Source organism: Halomonas qaidamensis (assembly GCF_025917315.1).
GTDB lineage: Bacteria > Pseudomonadota > Gammaproteobacteria > Pseudomonadales > Halomonadaceae > Vreelandella > Vreelandella qaidamensis.
Window position 1 is genome coordinate 648,193 of sequence record NZ_CP080627.1, and the last position, 16,695, is coordinate 664,887.

Consider the following 16,695-nt stretch of genomic DNA (forward strand, 5'->3'; position numbering starts at 1 on the left):
CAGCCGCCGTTAAAAAGCAGGTCGGGATTACTCGAGTGTAAAACCGACTTTTATCGTGACCTGCCAGTGAGCTACACGGCCGTCTTCAATATGGCCGCGGGTATCAGTTACTTCGAGCCAGCGCATATGTTTGACGGTTTCAGAGGCTTTGGCGAGGGCATTTTGCACGGCTTCCTCAATACCTTTCTCGGAAGAACCGGTTAGCTCGATATGCTTATAAGTATGATGACTCATATTGCCTCCATCTTTTCGATAAATTCACTGCGTCGCTAGTCAACAAGGCTTAACGAGCAGTAAGTTACGCAACGTGCTTCTCTAGTCTGGCATAAAAAAAGCCATCATGGCCGCTTTGCGCGGGAAACAGTTGGCGGCCTTGGCCACTGGGTTCCCCCCAGGCGACATCGCTTGGGGTGGTAACTTTTGCATCCGGCGTGCGGGCAAGAAACGCATCAATCTGCTCTGCGTTTTCTTCAGGCAGTACCGAACAGGTAGCGTAAAGTAAGGTGCCGCCCGGGCGTAGTAACGTCCATAGGTTATCTAATAACTGCCGCTGTAGCTTGGCGAGTTGGCGAATATCCTCTTTACGGCGCAGCTTTTTAATATCGGGATGACGACGAATAACGCCTGTGCCAGAGCAGGGAGCATCGAGCAAGATGGCGTCAAAAGGAGTGCCGCTCCACCACTCCTGCTGAGTAGCATCGGCGTGCTGTAGTTCTGCGGTCAAACCTAAGCGGTTCAGTGTGTCGTCTACACGCCCTAGGCGCTGGTTGTCACTATCAATGGCCGTCAGCGCAATATCAAACTGCTCTAATAGGTGGGCAGTTTTACCGCCAGGTGCACAGCAAGCATCGAGAACGTGCGCACCTGGGCGTGGTGCTAAAGCAGGGCCAAGCAGCGCGGCAGAAAGCTGTGCTGCCTCGTCTTGAACGCTGACATGACCCTCTTCAAAGCCGGGAAGTATGGTGACATCACAGGGTGTATCCAGGGTGATGCCATCTGGCGCATGTAAGCATAGGTGTCCACTTAATCCCTGTTCAGTGAGCTGCTGTAAATAGCTTTCACGGTCATTGTGGCGCTGATTAACTCTCAGCGTCATGGGGCCTGGTTCGTTATTCGCTTCCGCAATCGCTCGCCACTGTTCAGGCCAGGCGCTGCGCAACGCGTTGAGAAGCCAGGGCGGGTGCTCCAGAGCAACGTTTTCATCGCGGTCGACGATGGCTTGAAGCTCCTCGGATTCACGCTGAAGGCGACGCAGGCAGCCATTAAGCACCCGGGTGGCCCACTCTTTGCCCAACAGACGAGCGGCACCTGCAGTTTCACCGACTGCGGCATGAGCCGGAATGCGCATATAAAGCAGCTGGTAGATGCCTACCAATAACAAGGCGTGAACATCACTATCACGCTTCTTAAAAGGCTGTTTGAGCAGAGAGTTGGCCAGTGCTTCTAAGCGTGGCAAGCGCCGACAGGTGCCGTAGCAAAGCTCTTTTAATAAGCTGCGGTCGCGGGCGATAACGCTATGCTCATCTAACCCAGCGAGTGAGCCTTGATCAGTTAATATCGGCACTAGCGCACGGGCGGCTGCAGCGCGTACTTCCTGGCCACTGCCGCCTTTGGGTGGGCGATTCTGGCTCATTCACTAACTCCTTGATGAGCGGCGGCGTGCCCAAGGCGAGCGCCGACGGTAAGCGGGGTTTGACGGGCGTTAAGCAGGTCGCGCACAGCCATTGCTTTACCACCAGGCAGTTGGGCGCGGGTAACGCACAGCACTTCTTGGCCTTGCTCGCCACAGGCGATGCGCAGGTGATCTTCGCCATGTTCCAGCAGCGTGCCTGGCGGCGAAGCGGGTTGTTCGCCGGGTTCAACGCTGGCCATCAACAAACGTAAGCGATCACTACCTAGCGTGCACCACGCCACAGGCCAGGGGTTAAAGGCGCGGATTTTGCGTGCCAGCCGTTCAGCGGGCTGGTGAAAATCCAGCTCGGCTTCAGCCTTACTGAGTTTGGCAGCGTAGGTAACTCCCTCGTCAGGCTGCGGCGTTGCTGCTAGGTCGTCGCTGTCTAACATGTCGAGCACGTTCACCAGCGCATTCGCCCCTTGAATGGCTAGCCGGTCATGCAAGTCACCGCCCGTGGTGCGGGGAGTGATCGGCGTGCGAACTTCATACAGCATAGCGCCGGTATCTAGGCCCGCATCCATCTGCATAATGGTAACGCCTGATGCGCTATCACCAGCTTCAATAGCGCGCTGGATGGGAGCAGCACCTCGCCAGCGTGGTAGCAGCGACGCGTGCACGTTGATGCAGCCTAAACGGGGAGTATCGAGTACCGCCTGAGGTAGCAGTAACCCATAAGCCACCACGACCATTACGTCGGCATTTAATGCTGCCAGCTCCGCTTGGGCATCAGTGTCTTTTAAACTGACGGGCTGATAGACCGGTAGCCCATGCTCAAGCGCAAGCTGCTTGACGGGGCTGGGGGTGAGTTTGCGCCCGCGGCCTGCGGGGCGGTCTGGTTGGGTATATACCGCTACTACCTGATGCTGACTTTCGAGTACGGCAGCAAGGCTTGAAGCGGCGAAATCAGGCGTGCCAGCAAAAACAACGCGCAACTGTGACATGGTGATGCCTACCTAGCATTGAGTGGAAAAGTGAGGGTGTGGCGCGTAAAAACATAAAGGCCGACAGCGTCACTCCACACGGTAGTCATTTTCCGTGTGGTCGCAACGTGTCGGCTTGGCCAGCTATTGACACGGCGTAGGTCGGTTTATGCGTCGTGTAATAGTTTGTGGCGTTTCTGCATCTTTTTCATCACACGGTCACGTTTCAAAGGTGATAAATAGTCAACAAATAGCACGCCTTCCAGGTGGTCATACTCATGCTGGATGCAGTGAGCTAATAAACCGTCGGCTTCCAGTTCATAAGGTTCACCGTTACGATCTAGTGCGTTCAGCGTTACTTTTAAATAACGCGGTACTTCCGCGTAGTATTCCGGAATTGATAGGCAACCTTCAGAAAGGGGTTCTTTTTCATCACCAATGGGTTCGTAGCGCGGATTAATAAGCACCAGCGGCTGCGAGTTATCGTCGCTGACATCCATTACTACGACGCGACGATGTACATCGATCTGTGTCGCTGCAAGGCCGATGCCACGCGCGTCGTACATGGTCTCCAACATATCGTCGACGAGCTGGCGGACCTCATCGTCAACGGTTTCCACCGGTGCGGCCTTGGTGCGCAGACGCTCGTCGGGGAATTCGAGAATAGGAAGTTTGGCCATGGCGTTACAATCACCGTTATGCTGAGTCTTTAATATGAGCAGGCTTTGCCATCTGTATCTGTGTTGGCAAGCCTAAGTGCTTTACTATCGGCCACTATATCATGCTGTAAGCGTTCCTGGGCACGCACAACGCCATGCAGCTCCCCTCAACGGCTTCACCCATCACTGGCAAGGGAGAACAGGATAGTGGCGAAAAAAATCGTTGCGAAAAGGCTTCTTTATTATAGCGTGTCGTTGGCAAGTTTGACGCTCATGATAACCGCTGCGTTTGCCTGGGAAACACCGCAACGGGTGGTAAAGCTTTCACCTCAGATGCGTACCGTTCCCCAACAAGAGACGATGGCGCCGCTTCCTATGGAGGCAGTCCGGGCATTTTTGCGTGAACACCGAGTAATAGAGCCAGGTGAACCCCCGCAAGAACTGGCTTACGTTGTGGGAGGGGAAAATCAACGATTGATGAGTGGTGCCGGCGATACGTTATATGCGCGGGGAGAGCTGCCTGCCAGAGCACATTTGGGGGTTTATCGGATGGGTGAGGCGTATGTTTCTGCTACTGGTGCGCCGTTGGGTACGGAGTTAATTAATATTGGTGAAGTGCGCCAGCTCAGCAGTGAAGGCGGAATTGCACGCTTAGAAGTACTCAGTGCTTACCAGGAAGTACGTAACAACGATATTTTGCTACCGCTAGACTCCCTGTGGCCTGACGCTCAGTCGTCAGAAGTTAGCTTTCAGCCTCGTTTACCGTTGAACAATATCGCTGGCCAGATTATTGCGGTACCTGGCGGAGTACGCTTTATTGGACGCTTACAAATAGTGGCACTGGATATCGGTACTCAGAATGGTTTGCAGCCCGGACATGTGTTGCACGTTGGGCAGCAGGGGGAGCTTGTTAATGACCCGCGTACTCAAGAGTTGCTGCAGCTACCCACGACTGATGCAGGCAAGGTAATGATCGTTAAACCCTATAGCCAGATGAGCTATGCCTTGGTGATGCAGGCTTCCAGGGTGCTAGCTGTTGGTGACAAGGTGGGCACGCCAACGCCATAAACGCCACATAATTAAACACCACTCAATTAACAGGAGATGCGAATGGATGCCAAGGAGTGGTTAGTGGTGAATGAGCTTCCTGGTATGGGGGCGCTTCGCACCGCAGCGCTGGTCGCCAAGCAGCCGCAATGGCCCCATGGCTGGCTTGCTGGGCTGCCCAGCAACGCCGCTACTGCCCTGAGGCTTTGGTTAACGCAGCCAGATCGCAGCCCGCTGCAGCAGGCAGTCGACCACTCCTTCGCATGGTTAAACGCCGCGCCTAATCGGCATTTACTTCATCGTAATCATCCAGCATGGCCAGAGCTGCTCAACCAATTGCCAGACCCACCTGTGGTGCTATGGGCACAAGGTGATCTTAGCGCACTAGAGGGCCCAAAGCTTGCCATGGTGGGAACACGACGCCCCACGTCTGAAGGTAGCGGTAATGCTCAGGCGTTTGCTCGAGAACTGGTTAATCGCGGCTGGTGTATTGTCAGTGGCATGGCGCTAGGGGTGGATGGCGTTGCACAGCGCGCCGCGTTAGCGGCCGGTGGGCAATCGATTGCAGTACTTGGCTGCGGCGTTGATGTGATTTACCCGCCAAGCCATCGTGAGTTACATGAACAGCTAAGCAATGTGCCGGGAGGCTTGCTGTTATCAGAACATCCGCCGGGGACTGGCGCTCGACCAGCTTTTTTCCCTCGTCGGAACCGAATTGTGACGGGCCTTGCATTAGGTACGTTAGTGGTCGAAGCGACGGAGAAGAGTGGCTCGTTGGTCAGTGCAAGACTAACGCTGGAGCAAGATCGGGAACTGTTTGCACTACCCGGCTCGTTGCATAATGTACAGGCTCGCGGTTGTCTGCAGTTATTGCGCAGTGGCGCGACGTTGGTACGTCATGTGGACGATATTGTAGACGAATTGCAGCATTGGTCTGAACGCTATATGCCTAGCATTCCGCGTGCTATCGCTGAAAACACAAGTCTTGACTTGCCTATCGATAACGATGAGCTCAAAGACAATGTACTAAGCGCGCTGGGAGCAACGCCAACGCCCATTGATCTATTGGTTCAGAGTGCGGGCATCACGGTCAGTGAATGTCAGCAGCGATTACTCATGCTGGAGCTTGATGGCAAAGTGGCGCAGCAAGCGGGCGGCTGGGTGCGTTTGACACGCTCATGGTAGGATATAAGTAACCGTTTTTTATATTTTATAGCACTATAAAAGCCAAAGTGATGAGGGGCCGCGTTTGTGACGAGGAGCATCTATGAAATCGGCTGTTGACGTTAAAGAAGCGGTACGTGCTTTGAAAGCGGGTGGCGTTATCGCCTGCCCCACCGAAGCAGTCTGGGGGCTGAGCTGTGACCCCGATAACGATGAAGCGCTAGCGCACCTGATGCGGATGAAGGAGCGTGACCCCGCCAAAGGCGTCATTATCGTTGCTGCAAGTATTCAGCAATTTCAGCCCTGGCTAAACCAACTGCCGCTAGCTTTGCATGCACCCTTAGCCGCCAGTTGGCCCGGCCCTAATACTTGGCTAGTGCCTGACAATGGTCGCAGCCATGGGTTAGTACGCGGAGCCCATCAGAGTGTGGCATTGCGGGTGACCGATCACCCGCTGATGAAGGCTCTCTGTGAGGCCTTTGGTGGCCCGCTCGTCTCTACCTCTGCTAATCGTGCGGGCGATCCTCCCGCCATGAGCGCCGAGGAAGTGTCGACTATTTTTGGTGAAGAGGTTGCCGCGATTGTCGCAGGTGAGCTTGGGGGCAACGCAAAGCCCAGCACCATTAGAGACTTGCTAACCGGCAAAATAATGCGTTCTTAGCGCAGCCTCTTACACTTATCTTTGACCTCTTTGGAGTTACTGTGGCCCACGAGCACCTAGACGACGTTAAACATTACCTTCTGGACCTGCAAGAAAGGTTGTGCGCAGGGCTTGCCGCTGCTGACGGAAAAGCGGCGTTTAAAGAAGATAGCTGGCAGCGTGAAGAAGGCGGCGGCGGGCGTTCGAGAGTCATCGAAGAAGGAGCTGTTTTCGAGAAAGGCGGTGTTAACTTCTCCCATGTTTACGGTGCCCAGCTGCCCCCCTCGGCGACAGCGGCACGGCCAGAGCTTGCCGGGCGCAGTTTTCATGCGGTTGGTGTTTCCTGGGTACTCCATCCTGAAAACCCTAATGTGCCGACAAGCCACGGAAATGTGCGTTTTTTTATCGCTGAAAAACAGGGTGAACCACCGGTATGGTGGTTCGGTGGCGGCTTTGATTTAACACCTTATTACCCGGTGTTTGAAGATGTTGTGCATTGGCATCGGGTTGCCCAGGCTGCTTGCCTGCCATTTGGCGAAGACGTTTATCCGCGTTACAAAGCGTGGTGCGACGAGTACTTCTATCTTAAGCATCGCGAAGAAACACGTGGTGTGGGCGGGCTGTTTTTCGATGACTTGAATGAGGGCGGCTTCGACAACTGTTTTGCGTTTCAGCGTGCGATAGGCGACAGCTTTCTAGATGCCTACGTGCCGATTGTGGAACGCCGTAAGGGTGATGCATGGAGCGAAAAAGAGCGTGATTTTCAGTTATATCGTCGTGGTCGGTATGTGGAATTTAACCTAGTGTGGGACAGGGGAACGCTGTTTGGCCTGCAAAGTGGCGGGCGCACTGAGTCTATCTTAATGTCGATGCCGCCGCTGGCCCGCTGGGAGTACGCATTTACACCCCTTGAAGGTAGTCGCGAGGCGCAATTGCATGACTACCTCGTGCCCCGTGACTGGCTTGCTGAGGCCGCTCAGCAAGGTACTGCATAAGGAGCCTGTATGACCGACCGTTACTGTGTGTTTGGTAATCCGATTAAGCACTCTAAGTCGCCGTTAATTCACGAAGAGTTTGCCAACCAAACTCACCAACCCATAACGTACACCGCTGAGCTTGCTCCAGTGGAGGGCTTTGCTAGCGTCTGGCGGGAATTTATGGCAACGGGTGGTCGCGGGGCAAATGTGACCGTACCGTTTAAAGGCGATGCCTTTGCGCTGTGCGACACCCTAAGCCACCGCGCAAAGCGTGCTCAAGCGGTGAATACGCTGATTGTCGGTGGCAACGGCCGCACTTACGGTGACACCACGGATGGCATTGGGCTGGTGCGTGACCTTGGATACCATCACGTACCTATTAAGGGTAAACGCGTGCTGGTGATCGGTGCAGGTGGTGCAGTGCGAGGCGTGCTTGAACCGCTGCTTGCTGAGCAGCCGCGTGAGGTCGTTATCGTCAACCGAACGGCGGAAAAAGCCGCTCAATTAGCAGAAGCGTTTACCGACTTAGGTACCCTTCATGGCGGTGGGCTTGACACGCTAGAAGGCCAGTTTGATTTGGTGATTAATGGCACCAGCGCCAGTCTTACTGGTGATTTGCCGCCGTTGCCGGATAGCTTATTTAACCAAGGCGCTTGGGCCTATGACATGATGTATGGCCCGGAGCCCACGGTGTTTTTGCAGTGGGCAGGCCCACGCGGTGCCAAGTTGCTCGATGGCCTGGGTATGCTGGTTGAGCAAGCTGCTGAATCTTTCTTCTTATGGCGTAACGTGCGGCCCGAAACAGCTCCGGTGCGCACACTGTTAAGGCAATCGTTGAACGTCGCCAGCGACTAGCGAGCGTTCGTTTTCATTTGTTCTGAACAGAAGTCAGCAAAAGGCAGCCCTTGCGGCTGCCTTTATTGGTTAATGCTGGTTGTTCTCTCGTGTTTAGCGAGATTTGGTGTAAAAGCCAATCATGCACATCACGAGACCGACTACTGAGAGCAGCATGCCGCCGTTGACCAGTAGCGGAGATCGCTCAAGCCACGACACAAAGGGCTGGGGCGACTCGCTGCATGCACTTGCTAGGTAGTCCCAATGTCCACCTTCAAGCTGACAAGCGCGTACATCACCCAGCTCCCAGAAATAGACGCCGAGTAATACCAGAATCGGCAGGACAAGCAGCAATAAACCAAATCGAATCATTTAAACCTCAATAGTAAGGTGCCTAGGGGCGTGGGCAATTCGGGGTGCGGCCACTGTTACGTGCCTGTTCGTAACTTGCTATGGCGTCATTCATATTGGCTTGTAGCCCTTCAATGCGCTGACCTTCGCTTGGGTGGGTTGACATCCACGCGGGCGGTGAGCCACCACTGGAAGCCCTCTGCATATTTTCCCAAACGGTCACACTTTCACGTGGATCAAAGCCTGCCTGGGCCATTAACTGAAGGCCGATAACGTCAGCCTCACTTTCATGGCGGCGTGAGAAGGGCAGCGCAATGCCATATTGAGCGCCCATGCCCAGCACGCCCATCAGCTGTTGGCCACCTGGGGTTTGCATTCCTGAGGTGCTGGAAAGCACTGATAGGCCAAGTGACGTAGCGCTTTGGGTTGAGGCGCGTTCATTAGCATGATTCGCAATGACGTGACCAATTTCATGGCCGACAACCGAAGCTAGCTGATTTTGATTAGTTGCGATATCAAGCATGCCCGTATTGACGCCCATGTAGCCACCGGGCAAGGCAAAGGCATTAGGTTGCTCAGATTCAAAGACGCGAATTTGCCAATCAAGGTTACGCTGTTCCGCTGGCAACACTTCTACAATGGCATCCGTAATGCACTGTACATAGCGATGACTTGCCTCACCTGCGGTGGGGATATCTTGTTGATACTGCGCAAAGGCTTGCTGACCCATTTGATTGAGCTGATCATCAGAGAGCAGGAGCAGCTGCGAGCGACCGGTAGGAGACGTGGAGCATGCTGCAATAGAAGCACACAGTGCAGTAACAGCCAGTGGGCGAAGCCAACGCATAGACGGTTTCCTTATAGACGAGTAGGGATCCTTGCACACAAGATAACCACTGTCAGTGGTAAATCAATACCTATCATAACGTACTCTGAGGACAATCATGGATGCTGAATTGAGCCAACGCTTAACGCGGTTGCTGGACCACGTAGAACATTGGTTACCCCCTGCGCCAATCCAGGTGGATTGGGAAAAGCATGTAGCCGCTATTTGGCAGCGTCATCCATTAGGCGGGCGCTTGGTTCCCGTACCACCGCGAGACATGATGACGCTGGATGACCTGCTAGGCATTGAGCGTCAAAAACTAGCGCTAGTCGATAACACACGTGCTTTTTTACAGGGGTTGCCTGCTAATCATGGCTTGCTATGGGGTTCTCGGGGCAGCGGAAAGTCATCGGTGATTCGCGCGCTGCTTAACTCTTTGGCCAACGATGGACTGCGCTTGATCCAAGTAGATCGCCACGATCTGAGCAGTCTGCCGATGTTAGTCGAACAGTTGCGCAATACACCGCATCGTTTTGTGGTGTATTGCGATGATCTTTCGTTTGAAGGCAATGATGATGCCTACAAAGCGCTAAAAAGCGTGTTAGATGGCGCATTAACAGGGCCACCAGAAAACGTCTTGCTCTACGCTACCTCTAACCGCCGCCATTTATTGCCCGAGTCCATGGACGACAATAGCGGTACGCGTCTTGTGGGTGAAGAGCTGCATCACGGTGACGCGGTTGAGGAGAAAATATCATTATCGGATCGCTTTGGCTTATGGTTAGGCTTTCATCCTTTTAGCCAAGCGACTTACTTAGAGGTCTGTGAGCACTGGGTTGCCCGTATTGGTGACAAGCAGGATTGGAGTGATGCCGCACGCGCAGAAGCGGTTCGTTTTGCCACGCTAAGAGGAGGCCGCAGTGGCCGAACGGCTTGGCAGTTTGCAGCCCAGTGGGTGGGCCGCAAACGGCTTCACGAAGGTGGAAGTCGTCAGGCTTAACGCACAGGTGTTAACTGGCCGTCGGCGCCTACGTTCAGGCGAATGGTCGGTGTTAAAAGCCCAGCGGGTAATGTCATGCCCAAGCCGCGCAGGTCTCCCGGTGTGATAGCAAGCTCACTGCCAGGCGGTAGTGAGCCTTGGGTGGCTAACTGACTAGCGAGTTCTAGCATGGGCATCATGCGCTGGGTATCGGTAGTTAAAATGTCAAACGATACCGGTAGACGTAAAGTTGAATCCTGCCCAGATGTGAGCGTTACTTCTTCTTGATATTGGCCCTGTACCGGTTCAATGCCCGGCATGTCTAACATCCAGCGAAAACCTGACATCTCAACCGCAGGCATGCCGGTGGGTAAGCCCAAGCCCATTGCAAGGGTTGCCTGAACGGGTAAGCTGCCAGCGCCTAGGCTAGACGCGAGCAAGCTTGTTAGGTCACTGGTATCAAGCCCTGCTTGAACGCTATAAGGGCCAATGCGCACCTCTTCAATACCCAGTGATGTTACCGCCAAGCGAAAGGCAAATAAGCCTGTTTGGGGTAGGGCAAGACAGCCTGCCAGTAAGCTGGCCAAGAGCAGTAAGAGCAAACCGCGCCCGCGTTTAATTGCGTAGTGCATTAATATCCCTCCTAAGAAGGGCAATAGGTAAGAGAGGCAATTGTCGAAAAGCGCGGCTATTTGAGGGCTCGTGCGGATAACTGTCAAGTTAATTTGTTAGTGGGGGGAGCTATCAACCAAAACGCCTGCTGAGGTTAATCAGCAGGCGTTGGGTATAGCATAGTAAGTTGGTATTAACGGCGGCTTTTACGCGCTTCTTTGGTACGGTTAAGTTCGCGTTTTTTGGCTTTCTCTTTATCGCTTGCCCCTGCCATGTGGTCAAACGGGTTACTACCAGAGCGGAATTCAAAGCGCATCGGCGTACCGCGAACCTTTAACACTTTACGGAACGTGTTGGTTAGGTAACGGCGGTAGGCTTCCGGCAGTGATTCAGTCTGGTTGCCGTGCACTACGATGATAGGGGGATTGCTGCCACCTTGGTGAGCCATACGTAGTTTGATACGTCGGCCGTTGACCATGGGAGGTGGGTGTTGGCTGACTGCATCTTGAAGTAGCGTGGTTAACCGGTTGGTCGACCAGTGAGCGTTCGCGGCATCGAAAGCTCGTTCGATCGAAGGATAAAGATCACCCACAGCGGTGCCATGCAGCGCGGAAATAAAATGCATCTCTGCATAGTCGGCAAAGCCCAGGCGGCGCTTAATCTCTGAACGCATTTTCTCCTTCGCGTCGCTTTCCAAGCCATCCCACTTATTGATAGCCAATACTAGTGCTCGGCCAGTGGTCAGCACGTAGTCAAGCAGGTGCATATCTTGCTCAACTAAACCGGTGCGAGCATCGAGCACCATAATCGCCACATGACACTCTTTAATCGCGTCAAGGGTTTTGATGATTGAGAACTTCTCAGCGATTTCGCTCACATTCTTACGTCGCCGAACCCCCGCCGTATCAATTAATACGTAGGGCTTACCACGACGCTCGAAAGGTATTTCAATCGCATCGCGAGTAGTGCCTGCCTCATCAAATACGACAACGCGCTCTTCGCCCAACAGCCGATTAACCAATGTGGACTTACCCACATTGGGACGGCCAATAACACCTATACGAATACCTTTGGTGCCGGTATCCCCAGGAATGCTGGGATCGCGTTCGGGAAATGGCTCCAACACTGTGTCAATGAGCAGTGAAACATTGCGGCCGTGGGCGGCAGCAATCGGCCATGGGTCGCCAAGCCCTAAGGTCCAGAAGTCAGCCATGGCCGAATGCTCTTCCAAACCATCGGTTTTGTTGACCACTAGCCAGGTTTTTTTCTGATTAACGCGCAGATGGTTAGCAATGGCTTCATCGGCCACGTTAAGCCCTGCGCGAGCGTCTACCAGAAACAGTACAATATCGGCTTCATCAATCGCGGCCAGGGACTGCTCGGCCATTGCCGCATCAATCCCTTCTTCGTCACCGCTGATGCCGCCGGTATCAATCACCGTATACGCTTTGCCGCCTAGCATTCCGTTCCCGTATTTACGGTCACGGGTAAGGCCAGGAAAGTCCGCTACGAGCGCATCGCGTGAGCGGGTAAGGCGGTTAAACAACGTCGATTTGCCCACATTGGGCCGACCGACTAAAGCAATGACGGGTGTCATGGAGTTACTTCCAGGGTTTCCAGGCGACCATTATTGGCCTGAACATGAATGGTGCTGCCTTCAGTAGCGGGACGCACGCTGATGCCAGACTTATGTACGCGGGTACGACCGACTAGCGTGCCTTCGCGGGCGTCAAGCAAATGAACATAGCCTTCGAAGTCACCGACGACCACGCGGCCATCAGCAAACGCGGGTGCTGTTAACCAGCGATCTTCTAGATCATCGTTACGCCACACTTCCTGGCCGCTGTCGGCATCTAGGCCCACAACGTGGCTATCGTCGGTGACCACAAGCAGAATGTTACCCACCAAAATAGGGGTGTGACGGCTAGATAAATTGCTTTCCCATAGAACGCCACCGCGTGTTGCTTCCAAAGCTACGACGTTGCCGTTGTAACTGGTAACGAAGAGTCGACCATCAGGGGTGACAACAGGCTGACCGGCAAGGTCAACTAACCTATCGACGTCGCTCCGCCCACGGGGAGTGGCAATCTGCAATTCCCACAGCGGCTGGCCATTGCGGTTATCTAACGTGGCGAGTTGCCCGTTAGCAAATCCAACAAAACTCACCGGATCAATGACCATTGGCGTGCCGGTACCGCGCAGGGTAAGCGAAGGCTGCGAGCTGGTATATACCCAGCGCTCTTCGCCACTGGCACGGTCGAGAGCGGTGATTTGTCCGTCAACGCTTTGAACGAGTAGTAACTGTTGATTCGCTTGTGGTGCTGCCAGCACTTCACTGGAAACGCGTGAGCGCCAATTGACACTGCCATCACGCTGATCCAAGGCGATTACTTCACCGTTGCGAGTACCTAAATAAAGCTGACCTGCAATGGCGTTCAGGGCGCTTGAGATAGGCGTATCCAGTTCGATTTCCCATTCGCGATTGCCGTTATCAGCGTTAAACGCGGCTACCACGCCATCAGCATCCGCGGCAAATATGGTCTCGCCTTCGCGAGCCGGGGCTATGGGGTAACGGGCACGACCAAGGCCATCGCCTACGTTTCTACTCCATACGCTTTCAAGCGAAGAGGTTTCTGCAAAACTACGCAGCTCTTTCGGCGTATACGCAGGTTCGCCTTTGCTGGCACAACCTACTAGCAAGGCCAGCGCCACGGCACCAACGGTAAGACGCACCGTTGGCTTAGAAAATAGCAGTTTAGGAAAGCGGGTTGTGATCATTGTGTCACCTCTTCGACGCCGAGATCGTCAAGCTTGAACTGTACGCCGTAGAGTGGCTGGTTCTGGGTTTGAGCCAGTTCTAGCGCAGTTTGCCAAGCGTCTCGCGCTTGCTCTGTTTGGCCTAACGCCGCATAGGCATCACCACGCACATTGGCCTGCTGAGCTGCTAGGGCATCGGTAATCGACTCATCTAATAAACTCAGGGCTGCTTCTGGATTGTCGTTTGCAATCTCAATACGCGCCAACCTCAGCCATGCGAGACTTTGCACATAGCGGCGGGAAGAGTCGCTAGCAACATTCTCAAGCGCACTTTTCGCTGCATCAAGATCGCCCTCTTGAACGGCTAAACGCGCTTCCAGCAGCTGTGCTAATTCTGCGTAGAGGGTGTTGCCATGGTCACTGGTGATTTCATCAATGAGCTCACGGGCATTGGCTAACTGGTCATCTGCCAAAGTGTTACCAGTGGTCATATTGACAAGTTGCTGATAGCGCACGGAGGCGGCTTCTGCTTGGCCTTCTTGATAGTTTTGCCATGCATTCCAGCCAAGTACACCCGCCGCCGCAAGAACAGCCCCTGCTATGAGAGAGGTTCCGTTCTCTTTCCACCAGCGTTTAATTACTTCTAGCTGTTCTTCTTCGCTTCTCAGCTCCGCCACGGGCGGCCTCCTGTTCTTTAGCTCAGCCGCTAAGGCGGCTGGCGAGTGTTCGTCTGCCAACTATATCGACAGTAAGGTTAATGGGACACTAGGTGTTGCAGTGTCGCGGCGAGCTCAGCCTGAGAGACGCGCAACTGTGCGCGATCTTCACGCAGGAACTTAAGCGTTACGGCTTGCTCTGCTAGCTCATCTTCACCCAATAAGACTGCAATAGGTGCGTTGCTTTTATCGGCTTTTTTCATACGGCTTTTGAAACTGCCGCCACCACAGTGCAGCTGCAGCCTAAGGGTTGGCAGCTCACTACGCAGTTCTTCGGCCAGCGTAAGGGCTACAATAGTAGCGTTATCATCCATCGGAAGCAGATAAACATCACAGCCACCTAGCGCTTCTTCTGGCACTAGGTCTAGCGTTTCTAGCAACAATATTAAACGCTCAATACCCATGGCAAAACCAACGGCTGGCGTGGGTTTTCCGCCGAGTTGCTCGACTAGGCCATCGTAGCGACCGCCTGCACATACCGTGCCCTGGCTGCCTAGGGCGGTGGTGGTCCACTCAAATACCGTGCGGCAGTAGTAATCAAGACCCCGTACCAAGCGTGGGTTAACAACATAGCCAATGCCAGCTGCATCCAGCATGGCTTTGAGTTGCTCGAAATGCGTGCGCGACTCATCGTCCAAATGATCCATTAACTGTGGAGCATTGTTAAGCATGTCCGCCATTGCTGGATTTTTGGAATCCAAAATGCGCAGCGGGTTGCTTGTCAGGCGACGCTTTGAGTCGTCATCAAGAACATCGTGATGTTGTTCAAAATACGCAACGAGTTTATCGCGATAGGCCGCGCGTGCCTCTGAAGAGCCTAGGGAGTTAAGCTCTAGCGTCACGTGTTCTAGCAGGCCAAGCTCTTGCCAAAGACGCGCAGAGAGCAGAATGACTTCGGCATCGATATCCGGTCCATCAAAGCCGTACGTTTCTACGCCTACCTGATGAAATTGGCGATAGCGGCCTTTCTGAGGGCGCTCATGGCGAAACATAGGGCCTTGATACCACAGTCGCTGGGTTTGGTTATGTAGCAATCCATGTTCCATCGCCGCCCGTACGCAACTTGCGGTACCTTCAGGGCGCAGCGTTAGGCTGTCACCGTTGCGGTCGTCGAACGTGTACATCTCTTTTTCGACAATATCGGTGACTTCGCCAATTGAGCGAGCAAATAGCGCCGTTTGTTCAACAATGGGCGTACGAATTTCATCAAAGCTGTAACGGTGCATTAGCTGACGCACTTTGGCTTCAAAAAATTGCCAGCGTGGACTCTCGCTAGGCAATAAATCGTTCATACCACGGATAGCCTGGATCTTTTTTGCGACGGACTTGCTCAATGAAAACTCCTTGTATGGGAGACAACGCTGGGGCGGGAAAAGAAAAGTTATGCCCGCCTCCAGGTTGGGTATCGCTTGCTCGGCTTTTTTAAACGCTGCGGGCAATCATGTCGTCTTCTTGCTGCTGTTTTTGGCGCACTTTCTCGCGGATAAGCTTTTCCAGATCATCCACTAAGTGATCATTACGTAGTTTGCTAGCAGGCTTTCCATCGATATATACCAAGTTGGCCGGTGAGCCGCCGGTTAGGCCAATATCGGTTTCTTTCGCTTCACCTGGGCCATTGACGACGCAGCCAATGACTGAGACGTCCAGTGGCGTCATGACGTCTTCCAGCCGTTCTTCTAGCTGGTTCATGGTGCTGATGACATCGAAATTTTGCCGTGAGCAGCTGGGGCAAGCAATAAAGTTAATACCCTTTGCCCGCAGCCTTAGGCTTTTGAGCATGTCAAAGCCAACTTTAATTTCTTCTACCGGATCGGCCGCTAGCGATACGCGAATCGTGTCGCCAATGCCATCCATTAACAGCATGCCAAGACCAATCGACGACTTCACCGTACCAGAGCGTAGGCCGCCTGCTTCGGTAATGCCCAAATGAAGCGGCTGCTCGATACGCGTAGCCAGGTCGCGGTACGCTGCTACTGCCATAAATACATCTGAGGCTTTCACGCTGACTTTAAATTCTTGAAAATCGAGGCGATCCAGGTAATCGATATGGCGCATAGCCGATTCCACCAACGCGGCGGGGGTTGGCTCGCCATACTTTTTCTGTAGATCTTTTTCTAGGGACCCGGCATTGACACCAATACGAATCGGTATGCCATTATCGCGGGCAGCATTAACCACCGCGCGTACTCGATCTTCGCGGCCAATGTTACCTGGGTTAATACGCAAGCAGTCGACACCGAGTTCGGCTACACGTAGGGCAATTTTGTAGTCAAAATGGATGTCTGCCACTAGCGGAACATCGACACGTTGCTTGATTTTGCCGAAGCTTTCAGCGGCATCCATATCAGGTACAGAAACGCGAACGATGTCGGCACCGGCTTTTTCCAACTGCTGAATTTGTGCCACGGTGGCATCAACATCCAGCGTATTCGTGTTGGTCATGCTCTGTACAGCAATCGGCGCATCACCACCGACGGCGACATTGCCAACGTGGATCTGGCGCGAAAAACGGCGTTTAATCGGAGAAGGGGCGTGCAT

18 protein-coding genes are annotated in these 16,695 nt (G+C 53.7%); 6 read left to right on the forward strand and 12 right to left on the reverse strand.

Going from position 1 to position 16,695, the window contains the following annotated elements; all coding sequences use genetic code 11:
* Positions 1 to 27: 27 nt before the first annotated feature.
* The 4 genes from K1Y77_RS03080 to def all read right to left on the reverse strand — a co-directional run bounded on the left by K1Y77_RS03080 (position 28) and on the right by def (position 3,275).
* Entirely contained in the window at positions 28 to 234 is a 207-nt protein-coding gene (locus K1Y77_RS03080; RefSeq protein WP_030069490.1) for a dodecin, read from the reverse strand.
* 64 nt (positions 235 to 298) lie between these two features.
* A complete protein-coding gene (rsmB, locus tag K1Y77_RS03085) occupies positions 299 to 1,633 on the reverse strand; it encodes a 16S rRNA (cytosine(967)-C(5))-methyltransferase RsmB (protein WP_264018814.1) in 1,335 nt (444 codons plus the stop codon).
* On the reverse strand, positions 1,630 to 2,616 hold the full coding sequence (fmt, locus tag K1Y77_RS03090; RefSeq protein ID WP_264430280.1) for a methionyl-tRNA formyltransferase: 987 nt from the start codon (positions 2,614 to 2,616) through the stop codon (positions 1,630 to 1,632). Before fmt ends, rsmB begins: the two co-directional genes overlap by 4 nt.
* Positions 2,617 to 2,762: 146 nt before the next feature.
* Entirely contained in the window at positions 2,763 to 3,275 is a 513-nt protein-coding gene (def, locus tag K1Y77_RS03095) for a peptide deformylase (RefSeq protein WP_030069496.1), read from the reverse strand.
* Positions 3,276 to 3,503: 228 nt separating this feature from the next.
* Between def and K1Y77_RS03100 the strand changes: the two genes are divergently transcribed.
* The 5 genes from K1Y77_RS03100 (at position 3,504) to aroE (ending at position 7,937) form a co-directional block, all read left to right on the forward strand.
* Positions 3,504 to 4,322 carry a peptidoglycan-binding protein gene (locus K1Y77_RS03100; protein ID WP_454771253.1) on the forward strand — a complete coding sequence of 273 codons (819 nt, stop codon included), beginning with the start codon at positions 3,504 to 3,506 and terminating at the stop codon, positions 4,320 to 4,322.
* Positions 4,323 to 4,364: 42 nt separating this feature from the next.
* On the forward strand, positions 4,365 to 5,486 hold the full coding sequence (dprA, locus tag K1Y77_RS03105; RefSeq protein WP_264430283.1) for a DNA-processing protein DprA: 1,122 nt from the start codon (positions 4,365 to 4,367) through the stop codon (positions 5,484 to 5,486).
* 82 nt (positions 5,487 to 5,568) lie between these two features.
* Positions 5,569 to 6,126, forward strand: a complete 558-nt coding sequence (locus tag K1Y77_RS03110) for an L-threonylcarbamoyladenylate synthase (RefSeq protein ID WP_030069502.1) — start codon at positions 5,569 to 5,571, stop codon at positions 6,124 to 6,126.
* A 41-nt stretch (positions 6,127 to 6,167) separates the two neighbouring features.
* Complete coding sequence (hemF, locus tag K1Y77_RS03115) at positions 6,168 to 7,100, forward strand: oxygen-dependent coproporphyrinogen oxidase (protein ID WP_264018812.1); 933 nt, start codon at positions 6,168 to 6,170, stop codon at positions 7,098 to 7,100.
* 9 nt (positions 7,101 to 7,109) lie between these two features.
* Entirely contained in the window at positions 7,110 to 7,937 is an 828-nt protein-coding gene (gene aroE / locus K1Y77_RS03120) for a shikimate dehydrogenase (RefSeq protein ID WP_264430286.1), read from the forward strand.
* Between the two features lie 93 nt (positions 7,938 to 8,030).
* Here aroE and K1Y77_RS03125 read toward each other — a convergent pair whose 3' ends face one another.
* Positions 8,031 to 8,288 carry a hypothetical protein gene (locus K1Y77_RS03125; RefSeq protein ID WP_030069507.1) on the reverse strand — a complete coding sequence of 86 codons (258 nt, stop codon included), beginning with the start codon at positions 8,286 to 8,288 and terminating at the stop codon, positions 8,031 to 8,033.
* Between the two features lie 22 nt (positions 8,289 to 8,310).
* Positions 8,311 to 9,114, reverse strand: coding sequence for a M48 family metallopeptidase (locus K1Y77_RS03130; protein ID WP_030069508.1), 804 nt, complete (start codon positions 9,112 to 9,114; stop codon positions 8,311 to 8,313).
* Positions 9,115 to 9,211: 97 nt separating this feature from the next.
* On the opposite strand from K1Y77_RS03130, the gene K1Y77_RS03135 reads away from it, so the two are divergent.
* Positions 9,212 to 10,093 carry an ATP-binding protein gene (locus K1Y77_RS03135; protein WP_030069510.1) on the forward strand — a complete coding sequence of 294 codons (882 nt, stop codon included), beginning with the start codon at positions 9,212 to 9,214 and terminating at the stop codon, positions 10,091 to 10,093.
* On the opposite strand, the gene K1Y77_RS03140 is transcribed toward K1Y77_RS03135, so the two are convergent.
* The 6 genes from K1Y77_RS03140 to ispG all read right to left on the reverse strand — a co-directional run bounded on the left by K1Y77_RS03140 (position 10,090) and on the right by ispG (position 16,695).
* A complete protein-coding gene (locus tag K1Y77_RS03140; protein ID WP_264018809.1) occupies positions 10,090 to 10,704 on the reverse strand; it encodes a hypothetical protein in 615 nt (204 codons plus the stop codon). The genes K1Y77_RS03135 and K1Y77_RS03140 overlap by 4 nt on opposite strands.
* 173 nt (positions 10,705 to 10,877) lie before the next feature.
* Positions 10,878 to 12,281, reverse strand: coding sequence for a ribosome biogenesis GTPase Der (der, locus tag K1Y77_RS03145; RefSeq protein ID WP_030069514.1), 1,404 nt, complete (start codon positions 12,279 to 12,281; stop codon positions 10,878 to 10,880).
* Positions 12,278 to 13,462 carry an outer membrane protein assembly factor BamB gene (gene bamB / locus K1Y77_RS03150; RefSeq protein WP_030069516.1) on the reverse strand — a complete coding sequence of 395 codons (1,185 nt, stop codon included), beginning with the start codon at positions 13,460 to 13,462 and terminating at the stop codon, positions 12,278 to 12,280. The genes der and bamB overlap by 4 nt, the downstream gene beginning before the upstream one ends.
* Positions 13,459 to 14,118, reverse strand: coding sequence for a YfgM family protein (locus K1Y77_RS03155; RefSeq protein ID WP_030069518.1), 660 nt, complete (start codon positions 14,116 to 14,118; stop codon positions 13,459 to 13,461). The genes bamB and K1Y77_RS03155 overlap by 4 nt, the downstream gene beginning before the upstream one ends.
* Before the next feature lie 77 nt (positions 14,119 to 14,195).
* Positions 14,196 to 15,491, reverse strand: coding sequence for a histidine--tRNA ligase (gene hisS, locus K1Y77_RS03160; RefSeq protein ID WP_264430289.1), 1,296 nt, complete (start codon positions 15,489 to 15,491; stop codon positions 14,196 to 14,198).
* A gap of 88 nt (positions 15,492 to 15,579) precedes the next feature.
* Positions 15,580 to 16,695, reverse strand: coding sequence for a flavodoxin-dependent (E)-4-hydroxy-3-methylbut-2-enyl-diphosphate synthase (gene ispG / locus K1Y77_RS03165; protein WP_030069523.1), 1,116 nt, complete (start codon positions 16,693 to 16,695; stop codon positions 15,580 to 15,582).